Genomic DNA, 14,410 nt, shown 5'->3' on the forward strand with positions numbered 1-14,410 from the left:
AAAGAATAATTTAAAAGCAATTCCCCTCCCCCCAATGCCAGCCTAATCGGTGGTAATGGAGGAGGGGATTCTTGAATTGCTTTGTATTGTCAGCTGGCTTATGAGGTAGATAGATAAATACTTATGTTTTGGCTAAAACCTCAATCATCAGTCTGCCGCCTGTACGAAAACCTTGCTCGAATGCCGCTTCCACATACATCGACGTGGACTGTCCGATCAAGTCGATCAGTTGTTCCAAAGCATCGTATTCTGTATCTGTGAGATTTGTTTTGTAGTTCTGCATCATGTCCGATATTTGACGATTGATCTCTTGATACTCAGCCTGCTCAGGATGAATCGACTCGTCCAACCGCAGGTTCCCGTGAAACAAATCTTCGATCAGGTTTGACATATTATCCTTCATGGTAAGGTCACCTCAGGAAGATTGTAACTCAAGGGAAGAGATGAAATGCGGATTTAGCGGGAAAACCGCTAGTGTTTTTTTATTGAGTCGAAGTTAAAGTTAAACTCATACCTCAAACACCAAAGGAAGCTTATCTTGCTGTAGTCAACGCTCACAAATGGCTCACATTCTGTCATATGAAGGCAAAAGAAAAAGCACCACGAGGGGGGCTTTAGTCGACATGTTTATGATCATTTCGCTACTATCATTTGAATGATATACATTTATCCCAAAGGATTGATACTAAGGGCTTTTATTAAGGATTCCTTCATGTTTTGAATAAACTCGGCGCGAGTTTCAGAAGAAATTTCCAACAGAGACAGATAAGGATTCAAGTCCTCCAGTTCAACTAATAGCAGTTCTCCTGATAGTGTGCGACATGCATCCACACGTTGAATACCGTAGTCAATGTTATTCCAATCAATAAACTTTTGTGCAAAAGATAAATCTTGTTCAGTAGGTGTATATTCTTTCAATTCCCAACGTTTATCCTTATCCGGTGCATACAATGCGTACTGATAGTCCTTGTCAATGAAGTAAAAGGATACCTCGTATTCAAAAGGGATAAACGGTTGCACCAGAATACTATGCTGCTCATTATCAATTTCATTAGTTAGTTCTTCTTTAGAAATTTTCTTCATGCCAATGGAATCAGCGCCATCTTTTGGTTTGACAATGAAGTATTCTACCTCGGGTAGAAATTTAACATTTTCAACGGAATCTATGGTGGGTATAACCGGGAAATTCACATTTGTTAATTCCAACAAATACTCTTTTCCATTCATATCTGCTTTGCCATTAAATGAATTGTAAGTATTTAGTTGCTTGTCTACTATTCTCTTACGAAAAGCTTGATACTTTTCTTTAAAATTGGCAACAGGACCTGCATTTCGAAAGACAATTAAATCGACAACATCCTCGAAGCTCTCGATATCCTCCGGATGGCAAATAATCAAGTCGAACTCTTCTCTAAGTTTGGAAGTGAGATACAGGTCTTCTTCATAATAGTTTCTGCCTTTAGCTGGATAGTAAAGGTCTGTTACAAATAACAACTTCTTCAAAAAGTAACACCTAACTTTCGTATTCTTTTTATTAACCCATTCTTAACATATTATACGATGTTAATCTCCTATTCAAAGAAAATAAGAAAAAGCGAGATGCGGAACGCCCCAGTCATATGCCGCTATTGCAGCTGTACGTTTCATTCTCGCCCGATTTCCACAATACAAATATATCACGTGAAAAGTCCAACGAAAGGCCATCATGTGGCCATAATCAGGTCAAAAATAGGTCACTTTTTTATTCAAACGATTCTCACCCATGTCTTTCTTACTTTTAAAGTAATATCTTCCCCTTACTGGTCATTGACCATTTCCTTGCGGTCAATTGAGAAGTCAACTTATCAACATTAGGTAATTATAGTACTGCAGATCCATTGTTCATATAATTGCTCAAGTGTTCAAAAAGCCCCATAATATACGCCCACATCTTCGAGCCTAGGTTTCCATGATGTTCATCCAAAGATTGCTCAAATGTACTAGGGCTTTGATACCCATTAATCGCCCATAATGTTAAATAACGAAACAGGAATGTTATACTTGCTTTACAAAAATTTAATTGCATTAAATTCAATATTTTCAATATATTCAAAAAGTGGAATTAGAACAAACTGAAATCGTGGTGCAGATTATAGTTTACAGAAGCAAAATCGTAGTATTTTGTATTAAAGTTGATTGGAGGAAAAGATTCATGAATTTAGTAATTGAAAAGTTAAAAGTCACAGATATTGAAAGCTTGTATGAATTCGAAATTGAAAACAGAACTTTTTTCGAGGAAATGGTACCGTCTCGAGGAGATGATTATTACATACCTGAGGTTTTTAAAGTAAGGAATGAATCTCTACTTGATGAACAAGTCAAAGGACTCTCCTTTTTTTATCTAATAAAAGACGAAAATAACTCTATTCTTGGAAGAATAAATTTAGTTGATATTGATTCCGATAAAATAGGATTTCTCGGCTATAGAGTGGGACAAATCCACACTGGAAAAGGTGTTGCTAAAAAAGCATTAAAATTATTACTTAATACGTTAGTTGATTTAGATATAAAAGAAGTTAAGGCAAAAACAACCACCAACAATATAGCATCTCAAAAAGTTTTAGAGCAAAACGGATTCGAGCATACAGAAACTAGTGATAAAGAATTTGAAATGAATGGCCAAATGTTAAAATTCATTACTTATAAATGGACAAATAAACCATAATTTTAATCACCAATCGGATGCAGCTGTTTAAGCTGAAGATCATAAGCCAAATTCCTCGTTCAAGATACTGAGGGGTTAGGCTTTTTTTGTCTTTTAAGGTTCCTTATATTTTGAATTTCGCGCTCTTGATGTTATTCCTTTGGGAAACTCATTGAGTATTGCAGATGAATTGGTTCTTACGCGCATTTAGTGAAACAAACTAGGTATATGTAATGTAATTTAAGTTCACATTCCCTCCACCCTCATATAACGTTATTTTCCCTTTCAGTAATTCGATTAAGTTTCCGATCTCTTCCTGGATTGTGGCGAAGTCTCCAAATATATCCGATCCCAAAGAATTACTAATCAGATAACCATTCTTTAACGATGAATCGATGCCTAAGTCCACGATAACTTCGTTGAAATCTTCTTTATATTCAATGGTATACCTATATTTAATCATGTTCGTATCTCCAATCAGTTGTGTCCAAGTCATTTCTTAAAAAACGCAGAAGAACCAAGGGAACAAAAAAACAGATCAATCATAGTGATATCTAACCATAATCGACCTGTTCGATGTAACAGAGTAACATTAATTAGGGATGAACCCAAAGCCTTTTCCTGCGTACAACTCAATTGATGATGTCTTTATACAGAGCTTATGTTATTGATTGAATGATTGAATGATGGATTCACTCTGCCCTGGGTAGTCCCATTAAACTGTAACATGACGAATAACCTATCTATCCTATAAAAACAACAGCATCTTTACGTTGAAATGCTAGGGGCAATTTATTTTGAAGAATTGTTATTCTTTCAAACATTTTATCCCTTTTTTCCTCAGTTAAGTTTTTTACCGCCCAATCTTTGATTTGAATTAGTTCCTCAATAATTGACGGTATATCTTCCTCCTCTACATCAACACCTGATGAAAACAGGTCTGTCCATTGTAACCCCAGTGCTTCAATCGCAGGTTGCCAACATTCTTTAAAAAACGATTCTGTAGCAATGGGAACAAAGAAACTCTGTTCAAAATCATTTTGCGGTTCATATACTACAGCACTGATTGACATGCACTTATTCACCTCCAAAAGTAGCACTAAATTTGTAGTCTGGAAACTCTTCTCTTTTGAGAACTCGATCTTCTGTGCAAAATCGCAAACATTTCGAAAATCTTCTTTCATGTAAAAACACACTTTTCTTTTCTGTTCACCAATGTACTCTTCTCTTCTATTAAAGAAACGAAAATAACAAAAGAACAGATTAATCATGGTGATATATTGACCACGATCAATCTGCTGTATTTGTTGAATGATGAATCAATACTAATTAAGTAGCCTCTACTTAAATTTCCATAAAGATATTAGACAATCTTCACATACTTTATAAAATAGCTTTAAAAGGAGCATGACCTGTTTCAGCATTTCTTAATAAAGTCGGTTTTCTAAAACGCAAACTGGTTTCCAGCTTGAAGATAGCGGTATCTCCTTCAATTTCTATAAAAGATACATTAATCCATATAGGAGCTTTCGGAAAAAGACCTCCTAAAACCCCAACAACATCTTCTAACAATAGTTTTTTACCACCAACATTCTCTTTAGATAACACAAGACGTTTCATCATTTCATCGCCACCATCTAACATTTTCCCCTGTTCCTCAACCGGCTCTATGATAAACTTAACGATATCGCTCGTAATGTTTTTTGCCTTTTTTATCTTATCAACGGCTTTAGATAAATTAGTCGAAAAAATTACCTCGTTCATTTGAGTAGTCAAAATATCTCCCCTATTATTTCAGTTTAGTTGAATATACTTTCTTTAATTTCCCTATATCGACATAACCACTTCTCGTTACTTCTAGTTGATATATCTCTAACCAAGCGTTTTCTGTCTTTATTCCAGCACTATTGAATATCTGCTCATATTTTTTAGCCTGCTCAGTTGTTGGTGTATAGTGTCCTGATTCATTTGTTATTCTTCTAACATTTCCGTTTGCATCGACTTTTAGTTTTCCAGCAGCTTGAACATCAGCTCCATTTGCTAAATGAGAATGTCCTCTTCCAACATTTAAATTACCATCTACATCTATGACAAAGTCAACCTCTTTAATTCCATCTCGAATCTTAACTTGGCCATTCTTCAAAACATAGTCAAAACTCTTTCCTTGCTGAATCTCATTTGGATATCTATTTTCAATGATTTCGACAGGTCTAACATCACCCGTCCCCTTAATCTTACTACCTTTCCTTGCCTCAGCCGCTTCCAAATTCTTTTTAATCTTCGCCACAGCTGGATGAGAAGAAGGTACGCGAAACGGCCCTTTGCCACCCGGCATACTTCCGCGAACCATCTGAAATGCCATAAATAGTTGGCTGAATTTCAGAGAAGTCAGCATCATCTGAGCATACTTATCGGATACAGGCTCACCTGTGAAGGGATGAATTCCATTTTCAAAGGCTTTGATCTGCATCGCATAAATATCTTCTCCTGGCGCTTCAGCATCCGTAGCTTGCATCCGATTGATATCCAAATGCCCCTGATCCTTCTTATATGCCTGAAGGGCTGCCTGATCCGTAACACCATTCTCGTTAACAGGCATCCACATCAGCTTCCCATACACATTCACTTGCGCCATCCGGTAGCCTTTATCCTCCGGACCCCCATCATTTCCCAAGGTCTTCATCATTGCTCCCGCACCCACAGCGCCAACAGCACTTCCAAGACTCACCTTTTCAGCATCGACATTCTCAAATCGCGTAGCGATCTCCTTGAGTTCCTTGGAGATGCCCACCATACTCTCCAGTGCTTTATCCAATATAGGACGCGACTGTTCAAACTCATAGTAGAATCGCTCCTGCGTCGCCCCAATCCACATCATCTGAACGAACATGATCTGTCTCGTCAGTTCACTGCGAATATGCTCCAACTGTTGTCTGGCCTGATCCACCTGATTGGTTACATGATGTAGTTGCTCAGGATTCACCTTAATCGTACTCATCCGTTTTCACCGCTCATCTGATATATGATTAACCTATGTTAGCAGAAGTACTAGTACAATACATCCGCCTAACCTCCTGATTTCACTGCATGAACCTACGCTCAGAATGATTTATATCCGTCCTTCAGCCCCATAGGATCTCTTTGTAGGTATATATTGTTCCTGAGGATTGTCCTTCATTTTGACGACTAAAGGATACTATGGCAATTTACTGCGATGAGCAGCATGATTTAATAAATAATAGAATTAATGAAATACTTGACTTAAAGTGATACATAAAGGTACTATATGTTTGTATAAATGGAATATATTACAATTTAAATATCTATTTTGGAATCTTATATTTTCAAGATGGGTATCAGAGTCTATCATAGCTAAGATATCAATGCGTATAAATGAGATTTACATTTTGTCTGCAACACATAACCATTGGCAGGCATTCATTTTATATATACATTCCTACTTCATAGAGTTTTCTAGCCTGTAGAGTTCTACCATTTTCATAAGAGAGGAGGGCACGAGGCTTTAATCTGCAAGCAGGTCTATTTATCGTAACCGCATGTTTTTGTAAAAAAATACCCATAACAAGAAAGGTGGAATTGATTGCTATGAGAAAATTGTTTAGTTTAGCTCTTATTCTTGTTCTAGTGCTTTCGTTTAATGTTGCTGCTTATGCAGACGGTGACGTGACTCAAGCCAAACCGTTGACAAAGGAAGAAATTATTAATTCCAAAGAATTCCGTGAAGCTGTGAAAGCGGCTAAGGCTGAATTTGAATCGCAAAAGGCTGATAATGCGGGTGGTCCAGTTCTGTTTGCTCCTGCTCCGAAAGTATCTCACATTAATGTATATGGTGTTGTATCTCCTAATGGCGGTCAAGAAATTTACGGCTTTAATAACAATCCGCTCTCCACGACCAATGATCATGGTGGGGCTTGGATTCAGTGTATTACGTTCCAGATCGGTTATGACAGTAGTCACTACGGCAAACTCGCTGGCAATACTATGACAAACAACTGGTCTGAAGCTATTGATCTGGACGGTGATCGTGTCGTAGATGCTTTTGCCCATTCTTGGGTTTATTAATCCCCTAATACAACAGGCGGACAATTTGTAGGTACGGTCTATTCCATTAACATTCCAACACAGTGGACCGCTTGGATTAATGTTCGTTAACAGGAAGGATGTAATCTGAATATTGGAGGAATTGGCTATCCTGGTTCTATCATGAGGAATACGGGAAGTAAGCCCAAAGGCTCATCAGCTTCGGATACGAATCGGATCGCACCTAAATTGGATGTGACAGCTCCCTCTTCTGCTAACAATTATGTTAGTACATTTTCTCAGGCGACCTTGAAGAATGGTCTCAAGAAGTCAAGGATGCGTGGAACAAAGCAGAGGAAACAAGCAGTGGCTTCAATCCCTTATCCAATCTGGATTGATGGACACGGATTTGATTCTTGATCAGGCGCAGGGATATACATCCCTGCGTCTTTTCTCATACACCATATGCTTCCCCACTACCATCAAGTTAGTAGAGGCAGCTAACTAATCCCTCGCGCTTTCGATTAGTCTTAGTTTCTCCGTATCTCGAGCTGGAGATAGACCGAAGAAACGGGAGTATTCTCGATTAAACTGTGAGGCACTTTGATAGCCAACTTGATATGCGGCACCGGCTACTGTATAACCCTCAAATGCAATGAGGTTTCTAGCCTCCAACAGCCTTAATTGCTTTTGAAATTGAATAGGACTTAACCCTGTTGCACTTTTAAACTGCCGGTGAAAAGTATTTATAGCCATACCAGATTTTGATGCCATCTCGCCGACGTCTATTGGACTCATAAAATGATCGCGAAACCATTTTACAATTTGAGAAATCTTCGAAAAATTACTCTCCTGCATACCCAGTTGCCTCAAATACCACCCTTGTGGTCCCATCAGAACACGATATAGGATTTCGCGTTCATAGGCCGGCGCAAGAGCTGGAATATCTCTTGTTGTCTTTGTTAATCGCAATAACCGTAGCCATGCCTCCATAAATTCAATATCTATCTCACAAGCTGCGAACGGCTCCGATGACGTTGGTATCAGATTTTCAGGCAGATCTCTTAATAAGCTTTGAAGGACATTCTGATTCAACGCAAGACCAAGGGACATGTAAGGACCGCCATTAGGGTCTGGATATACCCTCGCCGTTGCGGGAACATGTACCGGCAGAACATAATATGAGGGTCCCCCCAAGGTAATACTGCGCTCCCCGATTGAAAGAATCTTTGTTCCTTGAACCGTAAACCCAATCATCGGCTCGTATAGCGCTGCAAGCTGATGTGCGGGTATATCTCCCTTAATCATACTCAGCCCCGGCACTTCCGTTGCAATCGGTCGAGTACCTGCATATTTCATTAAATCTATAATTTCATCCATAATTTTATTCATACACCTATTTTATCAGACGACTCTGTATTCCTCATCACAACACCGACATGAATCGGCACTTTTAGGCTTTTCTTATATATAAAACAAAGGAAATTACAATTACATAAAATTAAACATGGTGGTTTTAGGCAATTATAAGGTGTTATTAGATCTATATAATTTCAGCAGAGGAGACTACAATAAAGTCCAGATCGATCACAAGAAAGGGTGGATATGATGAAAATTGCAATCGTAACAGGTGGAAGTAATGGCATTGGTAAAGCGACGGCTCTTGAACTGGGCAAGCGCGGAATTAGCGTGATTCTCACATACAATTCTTATAAGGAGCGGGCAGAAGCTGTCGTTAAGGAAGTTGAGAAGAATAATGGAGTTCGGGCTGCAGCACTGAAGTTGGATCTGACGCAAGTATCAACATTCGAAGGTTTCTCCCTGGAAGTTAAGAAATGTCTCAAAGACATTTGGGATAGAACAACTTTTGATTACTTAGTTAATAATGGAGGTATTGGCGGACCCATGATGTTCAATGAGATGAGCGAAGAGTACTTCGACAAGATTCTTAATACGAACTTTAAAGGACCGGTTTTTCTAACACAACACCTCGTGCAATTCATGGATGATGCTGGAGCCATCGTTAATACCACAAGTTCATCCAAAAACCAATCATTCCCAGGTTACTCTGCCTACGGTTCGTTAAAAGCAGCCTTCTCCACATGGACTCGTTATATCGCCAAAGAACTTGCACCTCGCAACATTCGGGTCAACGCCGTTTCTCCCGGTCCTACGCACAGCAATTTTGGCGATGGAGTATTCGATAAGCATCCCGAATTCATCAAGTCACTGGCTGAGCAATCTGTATTTGGCAGAATAGGCCAACCCGAAGATATTGCGAAGGTCATTGTGAATGTATTGTCCGATGATTTCGGCTGGGTTACAGCTCAGGACATTGAAGTGTCTGGCGGACATTTGCTTTAAAAATGTAAAGACAACACGCTGTGAATAACGGCATATCTGCGGAGTTCCACACTGATATTGCTCTGCTTATAGAACATTTTTCTAGCTGCTACGTTCGATTATACTTGGTTTGTTTAGCTCATGGTGTTTGGCCATGAGCCTTATTTATTTTCGTAAGAGTAGTATTACATTGCTCTCTCCGGTTCGTGTAATTCTTGATTTGCTTGTTAAACGATTCGATCAGATGCGTCGGATACAGACTTCTCCAGATCGGTTTGGGAAAGCTGTGAAAGGGTCTTCCTTTTCTATTTGCACACTATATTTTACGCTCTGCTCCGTAGAAGTATTGAGACCGCTACGGCTACTTTCGTTCATTATTATGGAAGTTGATGGATCCGAAAGTGCGTAACCGTTGGTCGGCATCATGGTTCCAAGCGCAAACCATAGGACCAGAAAAATGATAAAGCGGTAATAGTAATTTAGTCCTCAATTATAAGGTTATTTTCCTTTTATACTTCGATGACATTTGGAATCACTCTGATTAAATAGTCAATTTTCGGTAGTAAGTGATGCTCGTAAGAGCATCCTCCAAAAGGTTGCTGCATACAACAAAAGCCGCCGGATGGCGACTTTTTAGTAAAAAACACTTCTTATTATAATCTGCTCACATAATACAAACTACTTTTCCTCTGTATATATAAACACATACGTACTCTCATCCGATTTCTCTTCTGAGAAAACAAACTCTAACCGATCAAAGCTTCTTACATCCTTCACATCTGTAATTTTACGCTCTGCCATATATCGTACCATCTCACCTCTAGCCATTTTGGCCCGGGTTGCCTTTTCAACAATCTTCCCATCAACCATTTGTCCAAATACACAAGTAATGAACCGGGTTTCCTTACTCAGAAAAGGAGTGATATTTTTGCTATACTCTTTGGAAGCCAGATTCAGAATGCAACTGCTTTCAGATTGAAGCTGATCTGCGAGTTTGCTGCCCCAGAATTGATAGAGCGATTTGAAACCTGGACCTTGCAGCTTGCCCTGCATCTCCAACCGATAAGGGGTAACGCCATCCAAAGGCCGTAACATGCCATAAAAACCGGATAAAATACGTAAATGCTGTTGAAGATACGCCAGTTCCTCATCTTGAAAAACACCCGGAGCCATATATTGATACTGTATGCCCTCATAGGCATAGATGGCTGGCGTAAGATTTGCCTTTATATTCATATTCCGAATCCGCTCCACGTTCTGTTCGGCGATTGCATCGTTACACTTCCACATCGCTTTGAGTTCGTCATAGGATAACTTTTGAAGCAGACTCAATAGCTGTTCTGACTCGTTTATAAATTGCGGCATCTGCGCGATAGCCATAAGGTCTGTATCGATCTTCATCTTTTTAGCTGGTGATATGATAATTCTCATCGTGCTGATCCATCCTTAATCTACCGTTGTTTTAGTCGTTATCCATTGTACAGGATTGGACAGGCGAATCCAATGCCAAGGCTTAACTAAATCCTCATGATACCTTTGTAAAGACTCAAAAATGAACAAGTCAGCCCAAGATTGGACCGGCTTGTTCATTCGAATTCAACAATTTGATTGGTGAGAAAGCAAGGCTCGCATTTCAAACCGCTATTAGGGAGATACGCTCCCCGCGCTGCTATTTTGCTCTGTTTTTGTAGTCGGCAATTGAATCATTGGCGTATTTGACCCACTTACATATGGAAGGGCTCCATCCCATTTCTTGATGGTTTCATATTCAACGAGTTGACTCGATAAGGATTGTTGAAGCTCTTTGTTGGCTTTAGCTTGACCTTCTGCTTCGATCAATAGTTTGTCTGCATTACCTTGTGCTTCCACGCGCTTGCGCTCTGCTTCTTTCTTGGCGATCTCGAGTTCCGTCGTTTTACGTTCCAGTTCTTGAGAAGCTTCGACACGCTTATCGATTGCTTCCTGAGTCTTGGCATCAGGTTGAGGAACACCTACAGTAACGTTGGATACAATAAAACCTAACTCTTTAACGTCATCAGAGAAACGTTGTTGCACATCGACGCCTGCCTCAGATGACTTTTCACCATACACATCAATGACTGTAAACTTGGAAATTCCTTTACGGGCTGCGTCACGGAAACGTGTTTTGAGATATGTATCCTCAATTTCTTGAATGCTAATTGGCCCAAATGTATTGAATATAGAAGATACTTTACTTGGTTCTACCTGGTAGTTGTAAGCAAAATCAATGGTGATGTTTTTTCCGTCAGAAGTTGCAATCTGAATGTCTCTGTATTCCACCGTTTGAATTCGGATCGGATATTTCGTTACTTTATCAAACGCTCCAACCAGTTTCCACCCTTGACTCAGTGTACTATCTTTTACCCCTCCATTGGGTGAATAAACGACCCCAACATATCCATTAGGAATTCGTGTTAAAAAGAAGGTCACCAGTAGCACTCCCACAATAATAACTAATGCAACCGCAATTGCCCCTACCCTAAACGTCTTTGAATTTTTCATCAACATTCTCCTCTTGTTTGAATTTATTGTATTTCTTCAGAATTCTACTACCTATTTTATTGAATAGCGGGATCATTAATGCCCATAGAATAAATGCTAGGATAAAAATTAAAATGATTCCCCCAATAAATGGCATATTCGTCCTCCCCTCTATGGATGTAACCGAGTACAAATTTATAAATGGTAACTAATTATATCCTTCTTTATATATACTTTGTAAATTCGTATTAGGTTTCAAGGATGTTTAGCGCTTGAAGTACTAATAGGTTAAGTAGTGAAGAAAATGGTGAGTGAGTGACGTCAAGTACCCGGTTGTTCCCATAAAAAGAAAGTGATCAATAATTCATCTGGCTATTATGGATCAGGCCATAGTTGTACCCATTGCTCTTCTCTCTGGGTGTATACAACTTCCTGTGGATTGTCCTTCAATATGACGACTACAGGATACTGTGGCATTTTACTGCGACGAGCAGCGATGCTAATGATATCATCTTCATCCATACTCTTTTCAACGATTAAATACGTTTCTTAAACCATCTTCAAGCTCCTTCATATCCTTTTTATATGAGCCGTACCATGTGACAGAAGCTATGACAACTAATATAAGTACAATCAGTGATCCTTTTAGAAACTTCTATTCTATCGGCCAAAAAGAAAAAACCTTAAGGACATTGCCCCAAGGTTTAAGCGTAGGAAATTATACATGTTCATTATAAGAAATAGACTCAAATAATTGACCAAATACAGGTATTAGTTTAGTTACATACCAATTTACGTCAGTTATTTTGTTATAACTTTCTACATCAAGGACTTTTCGATTGATATAAGGACTCATAAGTATGGTACCATTCTCTTCAATTAAAAATGTTCCCCCTACATCAGTATCTTTCCAAGTCATTGCCACTCCAATTAATTCTCTTTTATTATCCTTTATGACTAAAATCTTTAGTAACTCCTCTAGAGGAATTGATTTGCTCCGCCAATTAAAGTCATTATCGTCTCCAATTGGTAGATAAGTTACTTTTCCTTGATCGTTATAAGACCAACCGAAATCTTCGAGTTTGCGAAGAATAGTCATTCTTGAGATTTGCTTTGATAAACTTATTTCAATGGATATTGAAACAGACATGCAAAATCCCCCTTATCTTTAATCTGAAAATCCCTTGAATCCAATCCCTTTTTTAGTTAGCCAATCTTTGATCTGCTGAGGTATTTTTCGTGTTTGAATATAAGTAATTTATAAATTGCGGCATCTGCGCGATAGCCATAAGATCGATGTCGATCTTCATCTTTTTAGCTGGTAATATGATAATTCTCATCGTGTTAATCCATCCTTAATCTACCGTTGTTTTTATCGTTATCCATTTTCCAGGATTGGACAGGCGAATCCAATGGTGAAGCATAATATCTTCTTTTGTCTTAGCAAGTATGATTGCTTTATTCATTCGGATTAGGCGTCAGCTGAATCCATTCATCTGTATAGTTGTAGATATATTCCTGCGGATTGTCCTTGAATTTGACGACAACAGGATACATCGGCATTTTGCTGCGACGAGCGGTGATGCTTATAATCGTATTCTCATCTATTCCTTTTTCGGCGGTTAAATATGTTCTCAATTCATCCTCCAGCTTCTTCATGTCACTCTTATAAGAGCCATACCATGAAAAAGAAGCAATGACCACTAGTACAATTATAATTAATGAGGCCTTTAGTAACTTCATTTCTACTCACCCTTACTTTAATTATATTCTATATAATCCGAAATTCACCAATCTGATTGAACTCGCTTATTTGGAATAGGCCCTTGCTACTAGATCAGATCAAAACTTGTCAATATGTTATTATCTGAAGTTTGGTCGATATTCTCATGAGTCACCATGATCTGTTTTGTTATGATTATAAATAAAATGTATTTAAATTAATAGGGTCTAAGAGAAAGGGTGCCGCTTCTTATGTTTATTGTTCAATTACTGCTCGCTCTCGCACTTTTGGGCGGTTCAGACAGCTCCAATAATGCCACGTCTACACAACTGGAATTCAATCCGTTACAGCCTCACCCTGCTTATTCTGAACTTGTCTTGGAATCCGGTTTAAAGCCTTTCCGTTCTGAACTAACATACAAAGGATTTGATCCAGACTATAATCAATTTGAGCAGGCCGCTAAAATTCTTCAGGACAAGCTTTTGGAAAGCGCACTACCACCGCTTCTATCCAAACCCGGAGATACAGGTACATTTGATTACGGCGGACAATTAAAATTGTTAAAAACTGTCCCTCTGAAGCAAAGTATTGAATTCGGCCCATTAACTATTCATATGATGGATGCTCAATTATTAGAGGCTAGTAATATTCCAGATGATACCCGTAAAAACATTTCTATTCTGAATCAAGAAGATATCGGTCCTGATATGACGTATATCAAAATCATCTACAGTGTGGAAAATACAACGGATAAAAATATCGGATTTTACGGTTTGAATTCCATTCATCCAAACACGGGTAAACCTATCTCAGCAGATCGTAATTTCATGAGAAAACCCTATGTTTATCATCAATATGACGGCGTAGTTATGGATAATATGGGCTATGGTTTAGTCTATACAGATGATCCCGACAAGCTGGAATCCCTTGAATTGGTTTTCAATAGAATCTATGACTATGACACTGGAGAAACCATTGTAGAGCCTACTTCGTTGATTATCCCTTTCACGGTCCAGAAGTAATATTAAACTTATATTTGCTTCAATAATAGGATATCATTTTTACACGATATGATAATTATTAAACCCCGGCCACGTACCTGCAGATGAGCAGCATAC

16 protein-coding genes and 2 pseudogenes are annotated in these 14,410 nt (G+C 38.6%); 4 read left to right on the forward strand and 14 right to left on the reverse strand.

The annotated features are described in order from the left end of the window. Positions 1-121: 121 nt before the first annotated feature. Positions 122-403, reverse strand: coding sequence for a DUF6809 family protein (locus tag QNO02_RS19825; protein WP_091028729.1), 282 nt, complete (start codon positions 401-403; stop codon positions 122-124). A gap of 263 nt (positions 404-666) precedes the next feature. Then, on the reverse strand, positions 667-1,503 hold the full coding sequence (locus QNO02_RS19830) for an ATP-grasp domain-containing protein (RefSeq protein WP_091028726.1): 837 nt from the start codon (positions 1,501-1,503) through the stop codon (positions 667-669). A gap of 688 nt (positions 1,504-2,191) precedes the next feature. Between QNO02_RS19830 and QNO02_RS19835 the strand changes: the two genes are divergently transcribed. Beyond that, the gene (locus tag QNO02_RS19835) at positions 2,192-2,704 is read left to right on the forward strand and encodes a GNAT family N-acetyltransferase (RefSeq protein ID WP_289389756.1); all 513 of its coding nucleotides are present in this window, start codon (positions 2,192-2,194) and stop codon (positions 2,702-2,704) included. A 199-nt stretch (positions 2,705-2,903) separates the two neighbouring features. On the opposite strand, the gene QNO02_RS19840 is transcribed toward QNO02_RS19835, so the two are convergent. The 5 genes and pseudogenes from QNO02_RS19840 to QNO02_RS19860 all read right to left on the reverse strand — a co-directional run. Next, complete coding sequence (locus QNO02_RS19840) at positions 2,904-3,146, reverse strand: hypothetical protein (protein ID WP_091028723.1); 243 nt, start codon at positions 3,144-3,146, stop codon at positions 2,904-2,906. Positions 3,147-3,426: 280 nt separating this feature from the next. Further along, positions 3,427-3,756 (reverse strand): hypothetical protein, encoded by a 330-nt coding sequence (locus QNO02_RS19845; protein ID WP_091034825.1) that lies wholly within the window; start codon positions 3,754-3,756, stop codon positions 3,427-3,429. A 310-nt stretch (positions 3,757-4,066) separates the two neighbouring features. Continuing rightward, positions 4,067-4,447, reverse strand: coding sequence for a hypothetical protein (locus tag QNO02_RS19850; RefSeq protein ID WP_091034823.1), 381 nt, complete (start codon positions 4,445-4,447; stop codon positions 4,067-4,069). Between the two features lie 25 nt (positions 4,448-4,472). Continuing rightward, positions 4,473-4,880: pseudogene (locus QNO02_RS19855) on the reverse strand (IQM protein middle domain-containing protein); the annotation flags it as partial. Positions 4,881-5,420: 540 nt separating this feature from the next. Beyond that, positions 5,421-5,681 (reverse strand): annotated as a pseudogene (locus QNO02_RS19860) (WXG100 family type VII secretion target); the annotation flags it as partial. A 608-nt stretch (positions 5,682-6,289) separates the two neighbouring features. On the opposite strand from QNO02_RS19860, the gene QNO02_RS19865 reads away from it, so the two are divergent. Further along, positions 6,290-6,766 carry a DUF4879 domain-containing protein gene (locus tag QNO02_RS19865; protein ID WP_289389758.1) on the forward strand — a complete coding sequence of 159 codons (477 nt, stop codon included), beginning with the start codon at positions 6,290-6,292 and terminating at the stop codon, positions 6,764-6,766. A gap of 462 nt (positions 6,767-7,228) precedes the next feature. Here QNO02_RS19865 and QNO02_RS19870 read toward each other — a convergent pair whose 3' ends face one another. Continuing rightward, positions 7,229-8,116, reverse strand: coding sequence for an AraC family transcriptional regulator (locus QNO02_RS19870; protein ID WP_091028713.1), 888 nt, complete (start codon positions 8,114-8,116; stop codon positions 7,229-7,231). A 213-nt stretch (positions 8,117-8,329) separates the two neighbouring features. Between QNO02_RS19870 and QNO02_RS19875 the strand changes: the two genes are divergently transcribed. After that, the gene (locus QNO02_RS19875; protein ID WP_256332218.1) at positions 8,330-9,088 is read left to right on the forward strand and encodes an SDR family NAD(P)-dependent oxidoreductase; all 759 of its coding nucleotides are present in this window, start codon (positions 8,330-8,332) and stop codon (positions 9,086-9,088) included. Between the two features lie 657 nt (positions 9,089-9,745). Here the strand turns inward: QNO02_RS19875 and yaaA are convergent. From yaaA to QNO02_RS19900, 6 genes are all read right to left on the reverse strand, one after another. After that, positions 9,746-10,498, reverse strand: coding sequence for a peroxide stress protein YaaA (gene yaaA, locus QNO02_RS19880; RefSeq protein ID WP_091028711.1), 753 nt, complete (start codon positions 10,496-10,498; stop codon positions 9,746-9,748). A gap of 213 nt (positions 10,499-10,711) precedes the next feature. After that, positions 10,712-11,590: a prohibitin family protein gene (locus QNO02_RS19885; protein ID WP_091028709.1), complete on the reverse strand. Its 879-nt coding sequence runs from the start codon at positions 11,588-11,590 to the stop codon at positions 10,712-10,714. After that, a complete protein-coding gene (locus QNO02_RS30415; protein ID WP_176872558.1) occupies positions 11,568-11,726 on the reverse strand; it encodes a DUF8570 family protein in 159 nt (52 codons plus the stop codon). The genes QNO02_RS19885 and QNO02_RS30415 overlap by 23 nt, the downstream gene beginning before the upstream one ends. A 218-nt stretch (positions 11,727-11,944) precedes the next feature. Then, positions 11,945-12,091, reverse strand: a complete 147-nt coding sequence (locus tag QNO02_RS19890) for a hypothetical protein (RefSeq protein ID WP_289389760.1) — start codon at positions 12,089-12,091, stop codon at positions 11,945-11,947. A 196-nt stretch (positions 12,092-12,287) separates the two neighbouring features. After that, positions 12,288-12,719: a hypothetical protein gene (locus tag QNO02_RS19895; RefSeq protein WP_091028707.1), complete on the reverse strand. Its 432-nt coding sequence runs from the start codon at positions 12,717-12,719 to the stop codon at positions 12,288-12,290. 308 nt (positions 12,720-13,027) lie between these two features. Further along, the gene (locus tag QNO02_RS19900; RefSeq protein WP_091028705.1) at positions 13,028-13,312 is read right to left on the reverse strand and encodes a DUF3139 domain-containing protein; all 285 of its coding nucleotides are present in this window, start codon (positions 13,310-13,312) and stop codon (positions 13,028-13,030) included. Positions 13,313-13,543: 231 nt separating this feature from the next. Here QNO02_RS19900 and QNO02_RS19905 point away from each other — a divergent pair, with 231 nt between their 5' ends. Beyond that, positions 13,544-14,314: a hypothetical protein gene (locus tag QNO02_RS19905; protein ID WP_091028703.1), complete on the forward strand. Its 771-nt coding sequence runs from the start codon at positions 13,544-13,546 to the stop codon at positions 14,312-14,314. Positions 14,315-14,410: the final 96 nt, after the last annotated feature.

The sequence above is a fragment of the Paenibacillus sp. PK1-4R genome (genome assembly GCF_030369595.1).
Classification (GTDB): Bacteria; Bacillota; Bacilli; order Paenibacillales; family Paenibacillaceae; genus Paenibacillus.

Bases quoted from the DNA above. Each gene is read 5' to 3' on its own strand.
- QNO02_RS19840 (WP_091028723.1), bottom strand. From the start codon at position 3,146: ATGATTAAATATAGGTATACCATTGAATATAAAGAAGATTTCAACGAA.
- QNO02_RS19895 (WP_091028707.1), bottom strand. From the start codon at position 12,719: ATGTCTGTTTCAATATCCATTGAAATAAGTTTATCAAAGCAAATCTCA.
- QNO02_RS19875 (WP_256332218.1), top strand. From the start codon at position 8,330: ATGATGAAAATTGCAATCGTAACAGGTGGAAGTAATGGCATTGGTAAA.
- QNO02_RS19825 (WP_091028729.1), bottom strand. From the start codon at position 403: ATGAAGGATAATATGTCAAACCTGATCGAAGATTTGTTTCACGGGAAC.
- QNO02_RS19870 (WP_091028713.1), bottom strand. From the start codon at position 8,116: ATGAATAAAATTATGGATGAAATTATAGATTTAATGAAATATGCAGGT.
- QNO02_RS30415 (WP_176872558.1), bottom strand. From the start codon at position 11,726: ATGCCATTTATTGGGGGAATCATTTTAATTTTTATCCTAGCATTTATT.
- yaaA (WP_091028711.1), bottom strand. From the start codon at position 10,498: ATGAGAATTATCATATCACCAGCTAAAAAGATGAAGATCGATACAGAC.
- QNO02_RS19845 (WP_091034825.1), bottom strand. From the start codon at position 3,756: ATGTCAATCAGTGCTGTAGTATATGAACCGCAAAATGATTTTGAACAG.
- QNO02_RS19835 (WP_289389756.1), top strand. From the start codon at position 2,192: ATGAATTTAGTAATTGAAAAGTTAAAAGTCACAGATATTGAAAGCTTG.
- QNO02_RS19890 (WP_289389760.1), bottom strand. From the start codon at position 12,091: ATGGATGAAGATGATATCATTAGCATCGCTGCTCGTCGCAGTAAAATG.
- QNO02_RS19865 (WP_289389758.1), top strand. From the start codon at position 6,290: ATGAGAAAATTGTTTAGTTTAGCTCTTATTCTTGTTCTAGTGCTTTCG.
- QNO02_RS19905 (WP_091028703.1), top strand. From the start codon at position 13,544: ATGTTTATTGTTCAATTACTGCTCGCTCTCGCACTTTTGGGCGGTTCA.
- QNO02_RS19850 (WP_091034823.1), bottom strand. From the start codon at position 4,447: ATGAACGAGGTAATTTTTTCGACTAATTTATCTAAAGCCGTTGATAAG.
- QNO02_RS19900 (WP_091028705.1), bottom strand. From the start codon at position 13,312: ATGAAGTTACTAAAGGCCTCATTAATTATAATTGTACTAGTGGTCATT.
- QNO02_RS19885 (WP_091028709.1), bottom strand. From the start codon at position 11,590: ATGAAAAATTCAAAGACGTTTAGGGTAGGGGCAATTGCGGTTGCATTA.